The organism is Clostridium sp. N3C (assembly GCF_900095445.1).
Classification (GTDB): Bacteria; Bacillota; Clostridia; order Clostridiales; family Clostridiaceae; genus Clostridium_AU.
In genome coordinates this window covers 15,643-35,971 of the sequence record NZ_FMJL01000012.1, presented here as the reverse complement: position 1 = coordinate 35,971, position 20,329 = coordinate 15,643, and the positions used below count along the sequence as shown (strand labels likewise).

17 protein-coding genes and 6 tRNA genes are annotated in these 20,329 nt (G+C 32.7%); all 23 read right to left on the bottom strand.

Annotated features, from left to right (window positions below; translation table 11 throughout):
* Positions 1–118 precede the first annotated feature (118 nt).
* A complete protein-coding gene (gene spoIIE, locus N3C_RS05655; RefSeq protein ID WP_074365087.1) occupies positions 119–2,494 on the bottom strand; it encodes a stage II sporulation protein E in 2,376 nt (791 codons plus the stop codon).
* A gap of 489 nt (positions 2,495–2,983) precedes the next feature.
* Positions 2,984–3,060: transfer RNA gene (locus tag N3C_RS05650), tRNA-Met, on the bottom strand.
* A gap of 5 nt (positions 3,061–3,065) precedes the next feature.
* A tRNA-Met gene (locus tag N3C_RS05645) sits at positions 3,066–3,141 on the bottom strand.
* A gap of 6 nt (positions 3,142–3,147) precedes the next feature.
* Positions 3,148–3,233, bottom strand: a tRNA-Leu gene (locus N3C_RS05640).
* A 33-nt stretch (positions 3,234–3,266) separates the two neighbouring features.
* Positions 3,267–3,340: transfer RNA gene (locus N3C_RS05635), tRNA-Met, on the bottom strand.
* 5 nt (positions 3,341–3,345) lie between these two features.
* Positions 3,346–3,421, bottom strand: a tRNA-Met gene (locus N3C_RS05630).
* Positions 3,422–3,427: 6 nt separating this feature from the next.
* Positions 3,428–3,513, bottom strand: a tRNA-Leu gene (locus tag N3C_RS05625).
* Positions 3,514–3,769: 256 nt separating this feature from the next.
* Positions 3,770–4,174, bottom strand: coding sequence for a S1 domain-containing RNA-binding protein (locus N3C_RS05620; protein ID WP_074365086.1), 405 nt, complete (start codon positions 4,172–4,174; stop codon positions 3,770–3,772).
* Between the two features lie 60 nt (positions 4,175–4,234).
* Entirely contained in the window at positions 4,235–4,522 is a 288-nt protein-coding gene (locus N3C_RS05615; protein WP_074365085.1) for an FtsB family cell division protein, read from the bottom strand.
* A 90-nt stretch (positions 4,523–4,612) separates the two neighbouring features.
* Positions 4,613–4,987: a spore cortex biosynthesis protein YabQ gene (gene yabQ / locus N3C_RS05610; protein ID WP_242944047.1), complete on the bottom strand. Its 375-nt coding sequence runs from the start codon at positions 4,985–4,987 to the stop codon at positions 4,613–4,615.
* A 31-nt stretch (positions 4,988–5,018) separates the two neighbouring features.
* The gene (gene yabP / locus N3C_RS05605) at positions 5,019–5,312 is read right to left on the bottom strand and encodes a sporulation protein YabP (RefSeq protein WP_143312606.1); all 294 of its coding nucleotides are present in this window, start codon (positions 5,310–5,312) and stop codon (positions 5,019–5,021) included.
* Positions 5,313–5,399: 87 nt separating this feature from the next.
* Positions 5,400–5,660, bottom strand: a complete 261-nt coding sequence (locus tag N3C_RS05600; protein ID WP_074365083.1) for an RNA-binding S4 domain-containing protein — start codon at positions 5,658–5,660, stop codon at positions 5,400–5,402.
* Positions 5,661–5,758: 98 nt separating this feature from the next.
* Positions 5,759–6,034, bottom strand: a complete 276-nt coding sequence (locus N3C_RS05595; RefSeq protein WP_074365082.1) for an HU family DNA-binding protein — start codon at positions 6,032–6,034, stop codon at positions 5,759–5,761.
* Between the two features lie 273 nt (positions 6,035–6,307).
* A complete protein-coding gene (gene mazG, locus N3C_RS05590) occupies positions 6,308–7,762 on the bottom strand; it encodes a bifunctional methyltransferase/pyrophosphohydrolase YabN (protein WP_074365081.1) in 1,455 nt (484 codons plus the stop codon).
* Positions 7,763–7,791: 29 nt separating this feature from the next.
* Positions 7,792–9,327, bottom strand: a complete 1,536-nt coding sequence (locus N3C_RS05585; RefSeq protein ID WP_074365080.1) for a putative polysaccharide biosynthesis protein — start codon at positions 9,325–9,327, stop codon at positions 7,792–7,794.
* Between the two features lie 204 nt (positions 9,328–9,531).
* On the bottom strand, positions 9,532–10,086 hold the full coding sequence (spoVT, locus tag N3C_RS05580) for a stage V sporulation protein T (protein ID WP_074365079.1): 555 nt from the start codon (positions 10,084–10,086) through the stop codon (positions 9,532–9,534).
* Between the two features lie 192 nt (positions 10,087–10,278).
* The gene (locus N3C_RS05575) at positions 10,279–11,319 is read right to left on the bottom strand and encodes a peptidyl-prolyl cis-trans isomerase (protein WP_074365078.1); all 1,041 of its coding nucleotides are present in this window, start codon (positions 11,317–11,319) and stop codon (positions 10,279–10,281) included.
* Positions 11,320–11,376: 57 nt separating this feature from the next.
* Positions 11,377–14,913: a transcription-repair coupling factor gene (gene mfd / locus N3C_RS05570; RefSeq protein ID WP_074365077.1), complete on the bottom strand. Its 3,537-nt coding sequence runs from the start codon at positions 14,911–14,913 to the stop codon at positions 11,377–11,379.
* Positions 14,914–14,940: 27 nt separating this feature from the next.
* Complete coding sequence (pth, locus tag N3C_RS05565) at positions 14,941–15,504, bottom strand: aminoacyl-tRNA hydrolase (protein ID WP_074365076.1); 564 nt, start codon at positions 15,502–15,504, stop codon at positions 14,941–14,943.
* Between the two features lie 135 nt (positions 15,505–15,639).
* Entirely contained in the window at positions 15,640–16,929 is a 1,290-nt protein-coding gene (locus N3C_RS05560; RefSeq protein WP_083604438.1) for a S1C family serine protease, read from the bottom strand.
* 29 nt (positions 16,930–16,958) lie between these two features.
* The gene (locus N3C_RS05555; RefSeq protein ID WP_074365075.1) at positions 16,959–18,377 is read right to left on the bottom strand and encodes a sensor histidine kinase; all 1,419 of its coding nucleotides are present in this window, start codon (positions 18,375–18,377) and stop codon (positions 16,959–16,961) included.
* Complete coding sequence (locus N3C_RS05550) at positions 18,378–19,064, bottom strand: response regulator transcription factor (RefSeq protein WP_074365074.1); 687 nt, start codon at positions 19,062–19,064, stop codon at positions 18,378–18,380.
* A 291-nt stretch (positions 19,065–19,355) separates the two neighbouring features.
* Complete coding sequence (locus tag N3C_RS05545) at positions 19,356–20,318, bottom strand: ribose-phosphate diphosphokinase (RefSeq protein ID WP_074365073.1); 963 nt, start codon at positions 20,316–20,318, stop codon at positions 19,356–19,358.
* Positions 20,319–20,329 lie beyond the last annotated feature (11 nt).

The following is a 20,329-nucleotide window of genomic DNA, read 5'->3' as shown; positions in this document are numbered from 1 at the left end:
CTGTCAATATTATAATATATATTTTAAAATTTGTCCCTTAATTCCTAAAATAAGACTCACTTTATGACTTCTTATTGTGTTAAAAGCATAATAAAAGATGGCCGCCGGCCATCCTTCTTTAACAGGTAGAAATCTTTGATACTATTACAGTCATATCATCCTTAGCCTTGCCGTTATTAACTTCTTTAGCTCTACTAATAATTGTTTTAGCTATATTTGCAATATCATCTTCCTCATTCTCTTCTAAGTAGTTAATTATCCAATTTTCCATCAAATCACTGTTGCCTTCACATTCTAATACCCCATCACTAAACATAATTAGTAGATCTCCATCAAATACTTTTCTTTCAATAACATCAATATCAACCTTATCTAAAACTCCCATAGGAAGGGTTTTTGAATTTATAACATCTACCTTTCCAGCCCTCTTAATAAAGGTGGATACAGCTCCTACCTTCATCATAGTTAAATCTCCTGTATAACTATCAATATTTACAATATCTAATGTAGAAAACTTCTCTTCCTCTGAAAACTTCATAGTCATTATAGCATTCACTGTATTTACAGCAATTTCTCTAGAAAAACCTGCTGCTGCAAATTTTTCTATTAATTTTACCGCAGCCTTGCTCTCACCACTTGCTTCCGGACCAGATCCCATGCCGTCACTTAGAACTATCATGTACATACCATCTCTTAACTTTCCATAACCATAGCTATCTCCATTAAAGTTTTCTCCATATTTACATTCACTCTCTACGTAAGTTAATACATTAAACTTTGGAGTCTCTTCAAAAACCACCGTACTATAATCCTGCTCTTTTTCCCCAACATCATCATAATTTGCTATACTCATTTTTAATCCTGTAGCACTATTAATTAGAGGCAACAATTTATTATCACAAAACTCTTTATTACAACTATTACGTAATACTACTTTTACATTGGTCCTTCTATTTTTATCTTGCATGCAGAAAACATTTAAAAATTGTATTCCCGCTTTTTCTAGAGATTTCTTAATATATTTTTCAGTCTGATCCTTAAAAGCTATATTAGCATCAAAATCCTCCACCATTTCCTGTACGCTTTGCGCTATATTATCCAAGTGATTAGCAATAAGTTGCCTTCCTTCAACTAATTTATTTCTCCAAATTTCATTATTAATAAAGTTATTAATTATATCTTCAGTGTTTTTTATTAGCAAAGATTTATTTATGCACTTTTTCTCTAGCTCGTCGGGAAAAATTTTTCTATTTTCATAATAATTTTGAATCAACTCACCAAAGGCTGTATAAGTATAATATATTTCTCTCTTCCAACACATAGAATTCATACTGCAACCGGCACAGACCCTATCCGCCAAATTTTCAACTAAGGCGCTACTTTTATTTTTTAATTGTAGCTTATCATTGTTAACTAAATTTTTAATAGTATAGGACATACTAAATAGTATATCTGAAAAGCTACTTAGCTTCTCAATAAATACATCTCTCATAGCCTCAGTATGGTTACTGTTAATAACGTCACTCTTTCTTTCCCAATTAAACTCTAAGGCTAATATATTATAAAGCTTATCCGGCAGACTCACTAAAATTGCAGATGATATAAGAACTTCTATTAGCTTGAAATCTAACACTGAATCTGAATACAATTTCAAAATGAAAAAAGATATTATAAATCCCAAAACACTTAACAGTTTACTAGCTTCTCTAAACAATCCTACAGCAAATCCACATAATGCAAAAATACTTATATTCATAACTAAATCATCCTTGGTCATGCCTACTATTAAGCCTACAGCTACACCAATGCAGGCACCTGTGGAACTGCCATTTATGTAAGCGCATACCGCAACAAAAATAAAAGTAATTATATTCTGTAAAGATATGCCAAAAAAGCTTATTCCCCAAGTTCCGGATATAACTAGAGCCATTACCATAGTTATGCTTATAATCTCCTCATTGCTAAATACATACTTGGTATTTACCTTTTTTAGGCATAACATAGCGCATTGGATAATATAATATACTGGCAAAATGCATATCACTTCAGCCACGTTAGAAAAAATATTACCAGCGGCAGAATTTGAATATAAAAACATATTATAGCCTATAGCTTCAATTAAAAGTATTACAACAAAGAGTACTAATCTTTTTGACTTTGTTATATTTCTAAAATAATAAGCTCCAAAAATTATGCTGCCAAGAGCTAATATATAGTATGGTACATTATCTGCATTGTTAAATATAGATAAATATCCTAATAGGGATCCAGCAGCAGCTATTATAGGTATATTATCCACTCTGCTTAAGACCATGGAAACTACAAAGGCCATACCAAAAGGTGTCCAATTATTTATTAAGATAACCCTACTAATAAAGAAGGCCATTCCAAAATAAGTTAGCACTTCTATATAATCTTTATACTTACTTACCCCTTCACTTTTTTCAACTTTTCTACTTCTTTTATATGATGTAATTTCCATACCATACTGCATCGAAATACCCCCTTACTAATAAATTGTCTGTTTATTATCTAAATATGACCTAACCCTAACTTTTAAAGGGTAGCTTTATTATAGCAAAATCAACTGTAAATAAATGTCAGTTGCTGTATTGAAGGCAATTTTTCATAGGACAACAATCCCTTTTTATTTTTATAAACGGACATTTGTACATTAAATTGTAAAATTAAATTATCCACAATATATTGAGCTTATGTTCACAAATTCAATATATATTGTGGATAAGAATCTCTAATTAACTTTTCAATACTTTCTATTAGCCATTCAAAATTGTCGTGTTAACAGTATAATTAAGGGTATTTGATGAAAACTTTTAGTCATATTTAAGCTTCCACACTAATTTGTCAAAAAGAAAGACATAAAGCAAAAGGGGTTTTGCTAAATATCCAAAACTCACTTTTTAGACTTATAATCAGTTCTATTGCATAAAAAAAGAACTCACAAAATGTGAGTTCTTACTTTTGGTAGCGGAAATAGGACTTGAACCTACGACACTTCGGGTATGAACCGAATGCTCTAGCCAGCTGAGCTATTCCGCCACGTTTGGTTGCGGGGGCAGGACTTGAACCTACGACCTTCGGGTTATGAGCCCGACGAGCTACCAACTGCTCCACCCCGCGATACAGTGCTGGAGACCGGAATCGAACCGGTACGGTGTGTTAGCACCGCAGGATTTTAAGTCCTGTGCGTCTGCCAGTTCCGCCACTCCAGCATATAATTTAATGTAATTTAATTTTAGGAAAAGTAGCGGAAATAGGACTTGAACCTACGACACTTCGGGTATGAACCGAATGCTCTAGCCAACTGAGCTATTCCGCCACGTTTGGTTGCGGGGGCAGGACTTGAACCTACGACCTTCGGGTTATGAGCCCGACGAGCTACCAACTGCTCCACCCCGCGATACAGTGCTGGAGACCGGAATCGAACCGGTACGGTGTGTTAGCACCGCAGGATTTTAAGTCCTGTGCGTCTGCCAGTTCCGCCACTCCAGCACGGGTCGGGAATTTGTATTCCTTAGCGACATAGATTATTATATATGATGAATATCTTAATGTCAACTATTTTATTATATATTTTTTATATAATTTATTCATAAAAGTCATAGCAATTCTTCTAAGCTAAAATAAAGCGGAAGTTAATTTAGATTTTATAATACTTTTCATTCTTATTTATAATCCATTAACTATAATTATATTAAACAAGCTGTCTTTAAGATTTAAAGACAGCTTAATATATCTAAATTTATTATTAACTTCTTCGACTATACCCTCTTCCCCTTGATTCCTGACGTCTCTTATAATCCTGTTGTCTTTCTTCACTGTCTTTAAGAAACTTTGACATTATATCTTCAAAATTTGAAGAGGTATTTTTATTTCTCTCACTTGACCAATCTATTTCTATTGGTCTTGCAGATTTTTTTGCTGGCATAGCTTGCTTTATTGATAAACTTATTTTGCCATTATCATCTACAGATATTACCTTTACTTTAACCTTATCCTGTTCTTTTAAATGATCTCTGATGTCTTTAACAAAAGTATCAGCTACTTCAGAGATATGCACTAATCCTGTCTTGCCTTCTACATCGACAAATGCTCCAAAATTAGTGATGTTAATTACTGTACCTTCTACAATGTTTCCTGCCTTTAAGGTCATATTAAAAAGACTCCTCCTTAAAAATAAATATGTTTATTTAAATATAAAATTTAAACTATACTATTGTCCTTCAGGCATAGACTTAATAGGAGTCTCGTTTTCTTTTATATATCCCAATCTCTCTCTAGCCTGTCTTTCCGCAAAAGCTTTAGGATTGCTTTCAGACAACTCCAGTTGCTCCCTTAATTCTTCTTCCTGATCCTGATAAGCCTTAAGTTCTTGTGTTTGTTTTGCTTCTTCTTTACTTAGCCTTGCAAATATAAATTGCTGCCTAACAAAAACAACAGCAAAATACACTATTAGCAACACTATAAAAAAGGATTTTATGTTAAACTTCTTTTTTTTCATAAGCTACTTTCTCCTTTTTATTTTACATAGGCTTAAATCTATTGTAATTAGGTTTTTACTTTTATTCAAGAGATTTCTTTTAAATTACTCCTATTTTTTAAATCCAATTTTGTAAAATATCCACCTAAAGGGATATATCAATATATTTATAAGTATTCTAAAGAACTTTGAAATGTTACTAATTAGGGTATATTGAATCTTTCTAAAACTTTTACTAACTAATTTCATATATAAGTATACACCAAAAATCATCCATATGTAAACATATACACTCATTACTGCTTGGTTAGTGTAAAGAAGAAAAACAAAAATTAATATACCCGCCAAGATCCAAAACAAAATATCTTCAATTATAATTATGACCTTATGAACATTTTCAAACCCTCTAAAAGTTCTATAAAAATCAAACAAAAATCCTGTTAAGATTCCAGCTAAAATACTGTACAAAACAAGCTTTGCCTGCATTGTCAACGGAATAACCATAAACTATATACCTCTATCTAAATAATTTTGATAGAATACTTTCTTTATCTTGCTTAGCCTCTGAGCCAGTATATGCAAAAGAATCTACCATACCTATAATCATTACCTCTCCGTTTTGTACATCTAATTTATTCATTTTTAACCCACTACCCTTTATAGTAAGCACACCTAAGCTGGTATTTAACAGTATTTTTTCTTCATTGAAGCTTATAACCTCCATAACACCGGTTAAAAATAACTTTTTTCTATTTTCGAGGGTCATATAGCTTTTCTTTTCTTCTATTTTTAACTCTTTCTTAACTTCCACAGGCCATCCCTCCCTACTAATGATAATATATGAAGGTGCCTGTTAACTTATTACAAATACTAAATTCCTTTATTTAAATTTTATTTATTATTCCTTATCTTCTTCCCCTTCTAATATTTCATACATAGTTTTTGCATCATCTTTTCTAACATGTTCTGCTACACTGGTAATTCTAGCCTTTAAGATCTTTGCTGCAAACTGAATTTCAATTATATCATCAACTTTTACTTCTGTGCTAGGCTTTGCTACCTTACCATTAATAGAAACCCTACCGCCTTCACAGGCTTCTTTAGCCACAGTTCTTCTTTTTATTATTCTTGATACCTTTAAATATTTATCTAATCTCATAATAATCACCTCTATATACGTAATAAGATCAATACTGTTTTTTAACGAGTACTTTTATAGATACTATATATAAAGCCCGGACTATGCCGGGCTTTCAATTACTTTAGAACTTTCTCTTTGAATTCTTTACCTGCTTTGAATACTGGTACTACAGTTGCAGGAATCTTGATTGGTTCTTTAGTTCTTGGATTTCTTCCTTCTCTAGCTGCTCTTTCTCTAGCTTCAAAAGTACCAAAACCAACTAATTGAACCTTTTCACCTTTAGCAAGTGCTTCTTCAATACTTTCTATAAATGCCTTTAAAGCTGCTTCTGCGTCTTTCTTTGTTAACTTACTCTTTTCAGCCATACTTGAAATCAAATCTGCCTTGTTCACTTTTAATTTCCTCCTTAAAATAACAGTATAGATTATCAAGTTACACAATAAGTGTTAACTTGTTGGAATCAGATATATTGCTACTTTCATGATTCTAGAACCTATTATATATCTATTTATTTTGTTAGTCTATACCTTTGGTTAAAAAAAATCCTATATATAGATATTTTTTGATAATATTTATGAATTAATACCAATAAAAACCACAAATCTTTAACTTTAACTACTATATTCAACGTTTATTTCTAAATTCCTTCTATCGCTTATAACTTTTTATTGCTTTTTTAAATTCTTAGCCTTAATCCACAGCTCATCCATCTGTTCTAAGGTCATACTTTCTAATTTAAGCCCCTTTTCAGTAGCCGCTTCTTCTATGAATTTAAATCTATCAATAAATTTCTTAGTTGTACTATTAAGGGCCTCTTCAGGATTAACCTCTAAAAAACGGCTTACATTTACCACAGAAAAGAGTAAATCTCCCATTTCTTCTAGTATTCTTGCCCTACTTTCTCCATTATATACCTCTTTAAGTTCTTTAAATTCTTCTAAAACCTTATCTAAGGCATCTTCTACCCTGTCCCAATCAAATCCTACCTTCTTTGCCTTATTTTGAACCTTCTCTGCTCTCATTAAGGCCGGTAGATTTTTGGCTATGTGTTCCATTTCCTCTGTTAAGGTAGTCATTCCCTGTTCCTCTTTTTTAATCTCTTCCCAATTTTTCAATACTTGCTTTGAATTTTCTGCCGTTACATCTCCAAATACATGAGGATGTCTTTGTATCATTTTATTGCATATTCCTTCTATAACATCTCTTATAGTAAAGTATCCCTCTTCCTCAGCAATTACACTGTGGAATACTACCTGCAAAAGCACATCTCCTAGTTCTTCTGTTATCTTATCTTCATCCTCTTGGTCTATAGCCTCTAGTACTTCATAACATTCCTCTACTAAATATCTTTTCAAGGATTCATGAGTTTGCTCCTTATCCCAAGGACATCCATTATCTCCTCTTAACCTTTCCATAATATTTACAAGATCATAGAAATCTTTATAGTTATCTAAGTCTTTAGGTATATATATGGAGGTCAAATAATCAATATCCGTCTGTCTATCAATTTCGTATAAGGCCATTGGCCTTATGCTCTCCTGACCATTTATTCCTGCAGCTCTCACAAAGTATACCATAGTATCATCTTTGTAGTAAGCAGATAAGGCTAGTTTTACTTCTGAAGCAATATATTGGTCATATACTTGAGTTATTATTGTTCCTATTCTCTTATCAAAGATGTGATCCTTACATTCAAAGGCATCCACTATCTTTAGTCCCTCTATAGGATCTAGTTGTAGTCTTTCCATAACTACATCCACGAAGCTTACCGCAGGAACTATCTCAAAATCAATGGATTTTTCCTTGCAATATTGCACTAAAAGCTTTACGGACTTTTCTGCCACAAAAGGATGGCCTGGAACTGCATATATTAAATCTCCTTCTTTTTCATGTTTATTAATCAAGTCCTCTGCTATAAAGTTATAAACCTCATCAAAGGTATCAAAGTTATCATAAGCATTGTCGTAAGTTTCAAATTTAACACCAAGAGATTCAATATACTGAACTGTAGGATGCTTTTCAGTTCTCAAATAGACCTTATCTATATTTTTCAAAGCTTCTATAGTGCCAATGGTTAATGCTTCTGGCGCTCCAGGGCCTAATCCGATAATCTTAATCATGTGTTTATCTCCTTTACCTTATTTTTTACTCAACCTCTAACAAATTTACTTTTCACATATTTATAATCAAAAGTTCCAAATAAAAAGATCAATACCATATAAACAATAGCACCTAAGGTTATAGAAATAAAAACACCTAAGGTATTACTCATTGTATTATTATAAACATATTGATATGCAAAAACAACACTTAATATCATAAACACCGCTGAATAAGCAGGTTTAATAAGAATATCATAATAGTTAATCCTTACTCCTAGTTTAACCTTCAGAGTTATGATATTAGCTGCTGCAGTAATAATATAGGCTACCACACTTCCAACAATGGCTCCGTAAATATTTATAAAAGGAATAGGTACCAATAACACTGTAATAAGAATCTTACCAATACATCCTATCAACATATTTTTTATTGGTTCCATATAATAGCCTGTGCCTTGAAGAATAGATGTAGTACTCTGAGTAAGTATTATAAAAGGCACAGTAAAGGCAGCATATTGTAAGATCTTAAACCCTTCTGCATGTCCTGGAAATAATAAGTTTAAAATAGGTGCAGCCATAAAAGATAAGCCTAGGGTACAGGGCAGAGCTATAACCATAGAAACTTTCATTGCCATTCCAACCTTATTATCAACTTCTCCTTTTCTATTTAATACATGAGATTCTGCTATAATAGGCACCAAAGATGCACACAAGGCTGAAGACATGGTTAATGGAACATTTATAAGCACCATAGCTTTTCCCGTTAATTGACCATATAGTATAGCCGCTTCCTTAAAGGTATATCCAGACCTCAAAAGCTGCTGAGGTACTATTATTGAATCTAATAAATTCATTATTGTTCCTACTGCTGCTCCTAAAGAAACAGGAACTGCTATATGTAAAAGCTCTGTAAGTATATTATCATCCTTTTTTACCTCTTTAACCTTAAGCCCTTTTTTTGCAGTAAAATACTTTATAGAAAGATAAAGAAAGCCTGCAATACCACCAGCAGCAGCACCGAAAGCTGCTCCCCCTGCAGCATATTCTATTCCTTTAGGTAATAAAAGAAAGGCTAGCCCTACTCCAAAAACAACTCGTCCAATTTGCTCTATTATCTGCGAAACTGCTGTATAGGTCATATTTTGCATACCTTGAAAAAAGCCTCTGAATACACTCATTAAGGATATAAAGATTGGAGCCGCTCCTATACCCATTAATGAATATACCGCCTTTTTATCCCACTTAAAAAAACTAACCAGTTCCCTTGGGAATATTAAAAATACTACAGAAAAACCTCCACCTAGTATCAACATTGTAAGAAAAGCCTTTTTTATTACTAACAGTATGGCCCCTTTATCATTAAGAGCATTTCTTTCCGATACCATTTTTGATATAGCAACAGGAATACCTGAAGCAATGCCTATAAAAAACATATATAAGGGATAAGACATTTGATAATAACCTATACCTTCATCTCCTATAAGCATAATAAGTGGCCAGCGAAAAAAGAGACCTAAAAACTTTGCAAAAACACCAGCAGCACCGAGAATTAAGGTTCCCTTTATTAATGACTGTTTTTTCATAATACTCCTCCATTTGGCAATTGATAAGGGTTAAAAAATTTAGAACTATAAAAAACTTTATAGTTCTAAATTTAAGGTTCTAATTATTTGTATTTGTAGTAAACAGTCATTATTACAATGTTTTTTGTGTATCGATGTATAATTTATGCAATTATTGGTTATAATTGAATTTAGCAAATCGGTTCATAGAAGATATGTATACTTCTATTGTTCCATTTGCTTTCCCAAGAAGGCAGATGCAGTTTCAGCTAACTTCATTTCTAACTCTCCAAACTTTTCCCCATTTTGTTTGGATAATATGATTACAGCCCCAATTGCATCGCCTTCTGCCAATATAGGAGAAATAACAGCGGCGGTGTATTTTCCTTCTACTTCCTCATCCTTATATAAAGATATCAAATTATTATTAGCTTCATCTAGTAATAAGGTTTTTCTATCTTCCATTACCTTTTCCAGTTCATCGCTTATTCGTTTTTCTAAGTACTCTTTCTTAGGAGCGCCACTTACAGATATTATGGCATCTTTATCTGCAATAAGTACTATATGTCCAATTGCCTGTTGCAAGGATTCTGCATATTCCTTTGAAAAATCGCTTAGTTCTCCTATAGGAGAGTACTTTTTCAAAATTACTCCGCCTTCTCTATCAGTGAAAATCTCCAATGGATCCCCTTCTCTGATTCTTAATGTTCTTCTAATCTCCTTTGGAATAACAACTCTACCAAGATCATCTATTCTTCTAACTATACCTGTAGCCTTCATTCGTTTACCCTCCCTTAATTAAATTACATATATTCTACTTCCATTAATATTATCTTTCTTAAAATGAAATTTTATGCACTAATAAAGGCTATTATTTGAATTATAATTACTCCAAATGCAAAATTAGAAACAATTTGCATAACACATAAATAAAAGCAGTGTCAAGTATTAATTTTGACACTGCTTTTAAAATTAAAGTATATTTTTCTTTAACTTATCTTCATACAGTTTAAATCCTTTTTCTTTCTTCCATTCTTCTACCTTTTTATCAAATTCAGAATCTCTCTTTTTACTTAAAAGTTGTTCCTTAATTTGATCTTTTACTTCCTCAAGAGCTGTAACCTTTGTCTCTTTAACTACACCCTCTGCTTTGATTATTTCCCATTTACCTTCAGATGTTTTAATTGGATCAGATACCTCTCCCTCACCTAAAGCCTTTGCTACAGACATAAATGTTTCAGCCATAGTAGTGTTATCATACTGTATATATCCTAAATATCCTCCGTAGCTAGCAGAACTATCAGTACTGTATTCCTTGGCTAACTCTTTAAAATCAGAACCACTATTTAGCTTTTCTTTTACTTCCTTAGCTTTTTCCTCTGTATCCACTACAATATGATAAAAGTTTGCACCGGCATTAGTAGTATAGGACGCTATGTTAGATGTATAATAACTACTTATTTCATCATCACTTACAGTTAGATCTTTTATAATTTCATATTGAACTCTACTAGCAATTATTATTTCTTGGTTGTCTCTCAACGTTTCCCTGTATTGATCCTTTAAAGAATCTACAGTCATACCCATATCTTTAAGACCTTCTTCAAACTTTGAGTCGTCATTTTCAAAATATAATTCCTTAACCATACTTACTTGCTTTTCGGCCTCTTCATCTATATTATTAAGATCTGGTATGATATTTTTATCTGCATAGTTCTCTTTAGCTACAATCTCAAGAAGTTTCCATTGAGCCATATTTTCCAAAGCATTAACATAAGCTTCTTCTAGAGCCTTCTTAGCTTCATCGCTAGTAAGATTACCATACTTTTCTTTTATAGATTCTTCCGTACTTTTCATTTTATTTCTAACATCTATAACTTTAATCTTTTCCCCTCCAACCTTGGCAACAACGGTATTGTCCTTTCCTGCTTGAGTCTTTACAATACAACCAGAAGCTGAAAAGACAAGTAAGCCGGTAACTAATATGCTAACCACTTTTTTAACCTTATTCATGTAAATTCCCCCACTCAATATAATCTTTTTTCATTATAAATATTTTTGCATATTATTTCAATTAATATTTTCTTTACCTTCATCTAACTGTAAAAGATAATGAAGCATCTCCTTAAAAATCCCTAGCAAGTCTTCCTTTTTAACATCTTGTATTTTATAGGCCACCGCTGGTCTATCCCCAAGTTTGAAAACTATTTTTTTGCTATACTTCTCCATTAAAGCTCTTATCATAACATCCTTTAATTTATCCTTATCCTTGAAATAAAAATAAACTTCGTTTCCCTTTTCCTTTATTTCAACAATACCCAATTTCTTTCCTAAGCTTCTTAGGTATGCAATATCCATGAGATTATAAACTGGTTGAGGTATTTCAGAGAATCTGTCCTCCAATTCATCCTTAACATCCATAAAATCATCAAAACCACTTATGGCAGCAATTTTCTTATACACCTCTATTTTTTGTACTTCATCTTCAATATAATTAGTTGGTATATAAGCATCTATGTTTAGTTCTACAGTAGTTTCTATTTCTTCTTCTGTAATTTCACCCTTTATAAGTTTTATAGTTTCCTCTAACATTCTACAGTAAAGATCATAACCTACTACCGACATTTGACCATGCTGTGCAGATCCCATCATGTTACCTGCCCCTCTTATTTCCAAATCACTCATAGCAATTTTAAACCCGGATCCTAATTCCGTAAAATCCTTTATTGCCTTAAGTCGTTTTTCTGCTACTTCTGAGAGGATTTTATCTTTTCTGTAAGTAAAATATGCATAGGCTATTCTATTAGAACGTCCCACTCTTCCTCTAAGTTGATATAATTGGGACAATCCCATTTTATCTGCATCATATATTATCATAGTATTAACATTTTGAATATCAATACCTGTCTCTATTATTGTGGTAGCTACTAAAATATCATATTCATGATTCATAAATTCCATCATAACCTTTTCTAGCTCTCTCTCTGTCATTTGGCCATGGGCCACCGCTATCCTAGCCTCAGGAACGAGCTCCCCAATACTTTTAGCCATACTACCTATATCTTCAACTCTATTATAGACAAAAAATACTTGCCCATCTCTTCCTAATTCTCTTAGAATAGCATCTCTAATAAGCTGCTCATTATATTCTACCACATAAGTTTGAATGGGATAACGTTCTTCAGGAGGTGTTTCAATAACACTGATATCTCTAACTCCTGTAAGTGACATATGTAAAGTTCTAGGTATTGGAGTAGCCGTTAAGGTTATTACATCTATATTCTTTTTAAAATTCTTAATTTGTTCCTTATGCTTAACTCCAAATCTCTGCTCTTCATCAATTATTAATAGTCCAATATCCTTAAACTCTACATCCTTCTGAAGTATCCTATGGGTACCTACCAATATATCCACTACCCCTGCTTTTACGTTTTTAAGAGTTTCCTTTACCTGTGATGGTGTTCTAAATCTACTAATCATATCTATACGCACTGGAAAACCAGCAAATCTTTTTATCATATTATTATAATGCTGCTCAGCTAATATGGTTGTAGGAACCAAAAATGCTACTTGCTTTCCATCCATTACCGCCTTAAAGGCTGCTCTTAGAGCCACCTCTGTCTTACCGTAACCTACATCCCCACAAAGCAGTCTGTCCATAGGTTTGTCGGATTCCATATCTGCTTTTATTTCCTGAAGAGAAGTGATTTGATCAGGAGTTTCTTCATAAGGAAATTCATCTTCAAATTGCTTTTGCCAAACGGTATCTTTACTAAATTTATGTCCTTTTACTATAGACCTAGAAGCATAAAGCTTTACTAAGTCCTCCGCTATTTCATTTATAGATTTTTTAACCTTAGCTTTAGCCTTGGCCCATTCATTTCCGCCTAATTTATTTATTTTAGCTGCCTTACCATCACTGCCTATGTATTTCTGCACCATGTCCAACTGATCAACAGGTACGTAAAGTTTATCGTCACCTTCATAACATAACTCTAAGAAGTCCCTCTTCAATCCCTGGACTTCTAAATGCTTTATTCCTTTATATATTCCTATACCATGATTTGTGTGGACAACATAATCTCCTGGCTTAAGATCCGTAAAGCTTTTTATCTTGCTTACACCTTTTTTCAAGGCAGCACTTTTTCGCGTTTTCTTCTTAGCTTCTCCAAAGACCTCTTTATCAGATATAATACAGAGCTTTAACTCCGGAAACTCATATCCTTTTAGTTGGTTACCAAAGGTTACTACAACTTCACCTTCTTTAATTTCACCTACCACATCTCTATATACACTTTCTATTCCTTGCTCTTTCAAGGTATTTACAAGACGTTCTCCCCTAGGTCTTGTTCCAGACAAAATAACGGTCTTATAACCTTTACTTTTTTTATTTTTAATATCTTCAATTAATAGGTCAAGTTTTCCTTGATAATTATGTAAAGTTATTTCTGATAGATGTAATGTAGTTCTAGGCAACAATATATCTTGGCTCTTAGCCATAGAATTTAACTCAATAACTTTAGAATTTTGCAATTTACTGATAACTTTTTCTTTGTCAACAAGCAATTTACCTTGTAAAGGTAAGATTTCTCCCCTTTGAAGAAAGGAAGTGTAGGCATCTTCAAATTCAAAATAAATGCTATCAAGTTTTCCCTTGCAACGTTGAACATCGTCTACTATAATAATTGCTTCTCCCATATAATCGTATAATGTAGAGGTTTTGTCGTAAAAATAAGGAAGAAAACTATCTATAGTTTCAAAAGTCCAATTTTCCTTTAAGGATTCTAGGTTTCTTTTAGTAATGTCATTGATTTTATCATAGGCTTCTTTTTCCTTACTTTTTTTGAATCTAGAAAGCATGTCCGTTAAGTCTTCTTCAATCTTTTTATATCCCTTTTCAATACTTTCTTTGTCTAGCAAAATTTCCTTTGCAGGAAAGACCTCTATGTATTCTACCTTATCTATACTTCTTTGAGACTCTGTATTGAAGCTTCTAATAGAATCCACTTCATCACCAAAAAGTTCTATTCTGTAAGGTACATTGGAAATTGGTGAAAATAAATCTATAATTCCTCCCCTTATAGAGAATTGTCCTTTTCCATCCACTATTTCCATTCTTTCATAGCCACACTGTACCAGCTTATAGGCAAGTTCTTGCAAGTTGATTGTATCTCCTACAGAAATCTTAAAGTCATATTTTTTATATAATTCAAAAGGTGTATATACCGGTGCAAGAGCTTCTGCAGTAGTTACTATTACCTTTCTTCCTGGGGTTAGCATTTCTTTTATAACCTTTAGTCTCTCCCATCGCAGATCACCGGAAATCGCATAGATATTATAAAAAACGATTTCCTTAGAAGGGAAGTAATATACATTAGGAATATATAAACTTAGATCTTCGTATATATTTCTACCTTCAACGTCGCTGTTTGCTATTATAAAAATATTGCTGTTTGTTTTCTCGAAAACCCCATTTATTACATAAGCTCTAGCAGACTCAGACAAGCCATAAATGGCTGCAGGGTATTTATTACAGGACAGATCATATATAAATTCTTTAAACATGGAGCTATTTGTTAAACTCTCCATTAGTCCTTTAAATCTCATAATAACATACACCATCCTAAAATTTCTTTATATTTTAAAACTATTATACTTATTCATTGCTTCTTCTGTTCCCTTGGCTATTATGGTTTCTACAGCATGTATAACGGTTTTATATACTTCTGCTAACTTTTCTTGTTCCTCTTTGCTAAAGTTTCCCATAACATGACTAATCCACCCTCCTTCAGGCTTTCCAATACCTACTTTTATTCTTGGAAAATCCTCTGAGGAAAGATGGGCTATAATATTCTTTATTCCATTATGTCCACCAGCACTTCCTTTAGCCCTAATTCTTAATCTACCTACATCAAGACTCATATCATCATAAATAACTAGAACTTTTTCATTAGGTATTTTATAGAATCTAGTTATTTCAGCCACACTTTCTCCACTAGCATTCATAAAGGTTTGAGGTTTTGCTAATATAACCTTTTCGCCATTAATGCTACCTTCTCCATATACACTTTTAAATTTTATCCTGCTTAAACTTATTTTATACCTGTCCGCTAATAAATCTAAAACTTGAAAACCTACATTGTGTCTTGTATTCTCATATTCACGACCAGGATTACCTAAACCAACTATCAAGTACATTTCCGTGCCCCCTTTTGGAACTTTCTATTTTTCTCACATTATAATATTTTATCTTAAACGATTTAATTTTAAAAGTAAACACAAAAAGTGGCTAAAAGCCACTTTAGATATTGGAAAGCTAGAATACTATAACACCTATTCAATTGCAGATACTTTAATATTTACATCAAAAACCTTTTCATTTCGCCATACCTTGCAAGGCACTATATCTCCATCTCTAAAAGTTTCTTCTTTAGCTATAAATTCTTCTTTAGAGTTTATCTTTTCGCCAGCAACCTCCATAATTATATCCCACGACTGTATTCCTGCTGCTTCTGCTCCAGAACCTGGAATTACATCTAATACATAAAAGCCCTTTATACCTTTTCCTCCTACATTATTTACTGTTACTCCTTCTATACCAAAGCCTAATCTAGGGCCTTCAGTACTATTATTAATAGCATTTATTACCTTCTTAACTTCATCTATGGATATGGCAAAGTTCATACCTGATAAAGGTTGTATACTTGAGCTTAATAGACCTATTACTTCACCTAACTCATTGCACAAAGGTCCTCCGTATCCCCCTGCATATACTTCTGTATCTGTTTGAAATATCTTATAGGTAGTTTCTTTTCCACTTTCACTATCCTTTGATTTCACTTTTCTATTTATTGAACTTATTATACCATTAGTAATGAAGCTACCATATTCTTGACCAAAGGGATTCCCTATAGCAATTCCTACATCCCCTTGCCTTACATTAGCCCCTTCTCCAAACTTTGCTACTGGAAGGTCCTTAGCATCTATTTTTATCACAGCGATATCTGAATTTTTATCCACTCCTACCACTGTTGCTTGAAAAGAGTCCATAGTATTGAAAGGTAATTTAACCATTATCTTATCCGCCCCTTGAATTATACGATAGCTGGTTACTATGTACCCATTGGAATCAAAAATTATTCCTGAACCAGAATAACTGTTTATAGTCTCATTAACAAAGTTATCCGCATTGTTAGAAATCCCCACTACCGCAGGCGCTACAGTTTCTGCTACTATATTAGTAGCATTTTTAGGAATTACACTAGAAGAGGTGAAGGGCTTTCCTCCAATATAAACACCATTACCGGATATATATCTAGGTTTTTCCGTTAAATAGGAACTATATTTGTTTTCAATTAATATAGTTGCTGTAATACCTCCAGATAAAGAAGCAATAAAAACAAAAATAACTCCTTTTAAGGCTGCCTTCATTTTTGCTTTTCTTGTATTCTTTCTAAAATTAATTTTTCCACTGCTATGATTTACTATAAATTCATCACCCTGTTCCTTATTTATATTGGAGCCACTTTTAATACTACCATAGTCTCTACGAATGTCCGATAGATTTTCTAAAACTCTTGTAGTCCTATTTAAATCATCATAATCTTTATAAAAATTACTCATGCAGCCCCACCCCTTAAACTAGAATAAGCTTACGCTTTCCTTAATGTAAAATAGAATGTTACTCCTTCTTTTTCCCCATTTTCTACCCATATATCTTCACCATGTTGAGTAAGAATATTTCTAACAATAGGAAGTCCTAAACCAGTACTAACCTTAGAAGTACGTGATTTATCAGATTTATAGAATCTTTCCCATATATGCTTCTTATCTTCCTCTGCTATCTTCGGTCCACTATTAAATATTGATACAAGAACCTTATCCCCCTTAGTTTTAGTAACTACTCTTATTCTGCCCTTGTCATTAACATACTTTATGGCATTATCAAGGAGATTAGTTACTACTTGTATTATCCTATCTCTATCTGCATATGCATATAAATGTTCATCCTGTAAGGTAACATCAACACTTAATTCTTTTTGATTTATTCTGGCTTCAGCCTTTATTACACATAGCCTTATAATTTCATTTATATCAATTTGACCTATATCTAACTTAAATTTTCCTGCATCAAATACCGAAAGATCTAACAAATCGTTTACTAATCTAGCTAGCCTCTGTATTTCCTCATAGGCTATAGAAAGATAATCTTTCTCCTTTTCTTTAGGAATAACTCCATCTAACACTCCTCCAATAAAGCCTTTTATAGAAGTTATAGGAGTTCTAAGTTCATGAGAAACATTAGATATAAAGGTTCTCCTGTCATTCTCAACCTTCTCTAAGGAATCTGCCATGGTATTAAAAGATGCGGCCAGCTCTCCTATTTCATCTCCTGTATTTATATTTGCTCTTCTTTCAACTTCTCCCTTTGCTATCTTTTGAGCAGCTTTATTTATCTCCGCAAGAGGTCTTACAACCATTCTAGTTGTAGCCTTATACAAAATAAATGCCGTTGCTCCAATCATACTTACTGCAGTTATCCACATAAAAAATCCTATATTTCTTATAGGTTTTTCCATATTGTAAAGGGGAGTAAAAGTAACTATAGCACCCTGAAAGGCATCATTTTCTATGACTGGCACTATATAAACATACATTTTTTCAGAAAAAATTTCATTATTACTTATAATCTTTTCTATACTATTTCCTGAAGATAATTTATTAAAGTCCTCAGATATGAAATTTCTATATAGTAATGTGTTGTATTTTTCATCAGAAACTATATGAACTAATCCTATTTTATTGACGAAAAGCATGTCTTCTTCTATAGAGTCACTAATTATCTCTATTCTTTCTTTTAACTTAGTTAAATACATAGAACTATCATAATCCGCTTCCTCTACCATCCAATTACGAATCCCATCTACCATTATGTCTATCTGATATTTCCTCTGATCATAATAATGATTCTTAAATCGAATAAATAGTATGCTACACATGATTGTTATACATACTGTAGATATTAGTGTATAGACTACTACGGTTTTAAAGGCAAGACCTCTTCTTCCCATCTACTTCACCTCAAATTTATAACCGACTCCCCAAACTGTTTCAATTTGCCAATTAGCCCCTCCAGTTAACTTCTCTCTCAATCTTTTTACATGAACATCTACAGTTCTTGAATCTCCAGGATAATCATAGCCCCAAACTTCACACAATAGTTGCTCTCTCGTAAATACTTTATTTTTATTACTTGCTAAAAAGTATAAAAGTTCAAATTCCTTTGGAGGCATCTTAACTTCTTCATTTTTATATATAACATTATAAGAATTAGCATCTATAGTCATATCTTCAAAGCTTAAAACTTCTTTATTTGTATTATCTGTATTATATCGTCTCAAAACCGCCTTAACTCTAGCAATAAGTTCCTTAGGTTCAAAGGGTTTTACTATATAATCATCCGCTCCTAATTCCAGTGCTAAAACCTTATCAAAGGTTTCTCCCTTGGCAGTGAGCATTATTACTGGAGTGGAATTATCTTTTCTGATCCACTTAAGTACATCTATACCATCTACACTAGGTAGCATAATATCTAAAAGGACTATATCCGGTTTATATTCATTAAAAGCCTCTTGAGCTTCTCTTCCATCATTACTTACTCTTGTAGAATAGCCAGAATTATCTAAGTACATCTTTATTACTTCTGCTATATTAACATCATCATCTACTATGAGTACCTTTGCTATTTTTCCATCCATGTGCACACCCCTCATTCACATTTGTCATCAAATCAATTTATTTAACACAGTTGTAAAAATTTCAACTATAAATATCCTTATTATCTTAATTCTAATTTATCACATTTATATCCTAATATAACATAGTATTATAAAAAAGTTACAAATTATTTACTTATAAAGCTAACTATTATCAACTTTTTAACCAAAAACCGTATGAAATCCAAATATAAAACTTTTCAATTCTTTAGCCTATTCAATTTGCATAAAAAAAGAAGATCTAGTTAAACTAAATCTTCTATACTTACTTAATTAAGCTTCTTCAAACAACTTACTGATAGGCTGTTCGTCATATACTCTCCTTATAGCTTCTGCAAACATTGACGCTACGGAAATAGTCTTTATCTTATCTATCATTTTCTCCTCTGGTAAATTAATTGTATTTAACATTATAAGTTCCTTTATTGCACTCTTTTCTATTCTTTCAATAGCTGGCCCAGAAAGTACGCCATGGGAACAACATGCATAAACTTCCTTTGCTCCTAAATAAGCTAAAGCGTTAGCTGCATTAGTTATAGTTCCAGCAGTATCTATCATATCATCAACTAAAATAGCTATCTTTCCAGTTACTTCTCCTATTATGTTCATTATTTCGCTTACATTTGCTTTAGGTCTTCTCTTGTCTATAATAGCTATAGGTGCATGTAACTTATCTGCAAACTTTCTTGCTCTTGTAACACTGCCTAAGTCCGGTGATACTACAACTACATCATCATTTTCTTTATAGCCTTTTTCAATAAAATACTTAGCAAGTACTGGCACTCCCATTAGGTTATCTAGAGGGATATCAAAGTATCCTTGTATTTGCGCAGCGTGTAAATCCATAGTTAACACTCTGTCTGCACCAGCAGTTGCAATAATATCTGCCACTAATTTAGCTGTAATTGGATCTCTTGCCTTAGTCTTTCTATCCTGTCTTGCATATCCATAGTATGGTATAACCGCAGTTATTCTTCCTGCAGAAGCCCTCTTAAAGGCATCCATCATAATAAGTAGCTCCATCAAATTGTCGTTAACTGGAGAATTAGTAGGCTGAACTACAAATACATCAGCACCTCTTACAGATTCATTAATATCTACTGATATTTCTCCATCACTAAATTTACCTACCTTGGATTTGCCTAACTCTACGCCTAGTATGTCTGCGATGTCCTGAGCTAATTGTGGGTGTGCATTTCCAGTGAAAATTTTTATATTCTTACCATGGGTTATCATTTAGTAAGCCT

What these genes read in the sequence shown, in the direction of transcription:
- spoVT (WP_074365079.1), bottom strand. Translation starts at nt 10,086, where the DNA reads ATGAAGGCTACAGGTATAGTTAGAAGAATAGATGATCTTGGTAGAGTT.
- N3C_RS05585 (WP_074365080.1), bottom strand. Translation starts at nt 9,327, where the DNA reads ATGAAAAAACAGTCATTAATAAAGGGAACCTTAATTCTCGGTGCTGCT.
- mazG (WP_074365081.1), bottom strand. Translation starts at nt 7,762, where the DNA reads ATGATTAAGATTATCGGATTAGGCCCTGGAGCGCCAGAAGCATTAACC.
- mfd (WP_074365077.1), bottom strand. Translation starts at nt 14,913, where the DNA reads ATGAGATTTAAAGGACTAATGGAGAGTTTAACAAATAGCTCCATGTTT.
- spoIIE (WP_074365087.1), bottom strand. Translation starts at nt 2,494, where the DNA reads ATGCAGTATGGTATGGAAATTACATCATATAAAAGAAGTAGAAAAGTT.
- N3C_RS05620 (WP_074365086.1), bottom strand. Translation starts at nt 4,174, where the DNA reads ATGACCTTAAAGGCAGGAAACATTGTAGAAGGTACAGTAATTAACATC.
- N3C_RS05575 (WP_074365078.1), bottom strand. Translation starts at nt 11,319, where the DNA reads ATGAATAAGGTTAAAAAAGTGGTTAGCATATTAGTTACCGGCTTACTT.
- N3C_RS05545 (WP_074365073.1), bottom strand. Translation starts at nt 20,318, where the DNA reads ATGATAACCCATGGTAAGAATATAAAAATTTTCACTGGAAATGCACAC.
- N3C_RS05615 (WP_074365085.1), bottom strand. Translation starts at nt 4,522, where the DNA reads ATGAAAAAAAAGAAGTTTAACATAAAATCCTTTTTTATAGTGTTGCTA.
- N3C_RS05560 (WP_083604438.1), bottom strand. Translation starts at nt 16,929, where the DNA reads ATGAGTAATTTTTATAAAGATTATGATGATTTAAATAGGACTACAAGA.
- pth (WP_074365076.1), bottom strand. Translation starts at nt 15,504, where the DNA reads ATGTACTTGATAGTTGGTTTAGGTAATCCTGGTCGTGAATATGAGAAT.
- N3C_RS05550 (WP_074365074.1), bottom strand. Translation starts at nt 19,064, where the DNA reads ATGGATGGAAAAATAGCAAAGGTACTCATAGTAGATGATGATGTTAAT.
- yabQ (WP_242944047.1), bottom strand. Translation starts at nt 4,987, where the DNA reads ATGCAGGCAAAGCTTGTTTTGTACAGTATTTTAGCTGGAATCTTAACA.
- N3C_RS05600 (WP_074365083.1), bottom strand. Translation starts at nt 5,660, where the DNA reads ATGAGATTAGATAAATATTTAAAGGTATCAAGAATAATAAAAAGAAGA.
- N3C_RS05555 (WP_074365075.1), bottom strand. Translation starts at nt 18,377, where the DNA reads ATGGGAAGAAGAGGTCTTGCCTTTAAAACCGTAGTAGTCTATACACTA.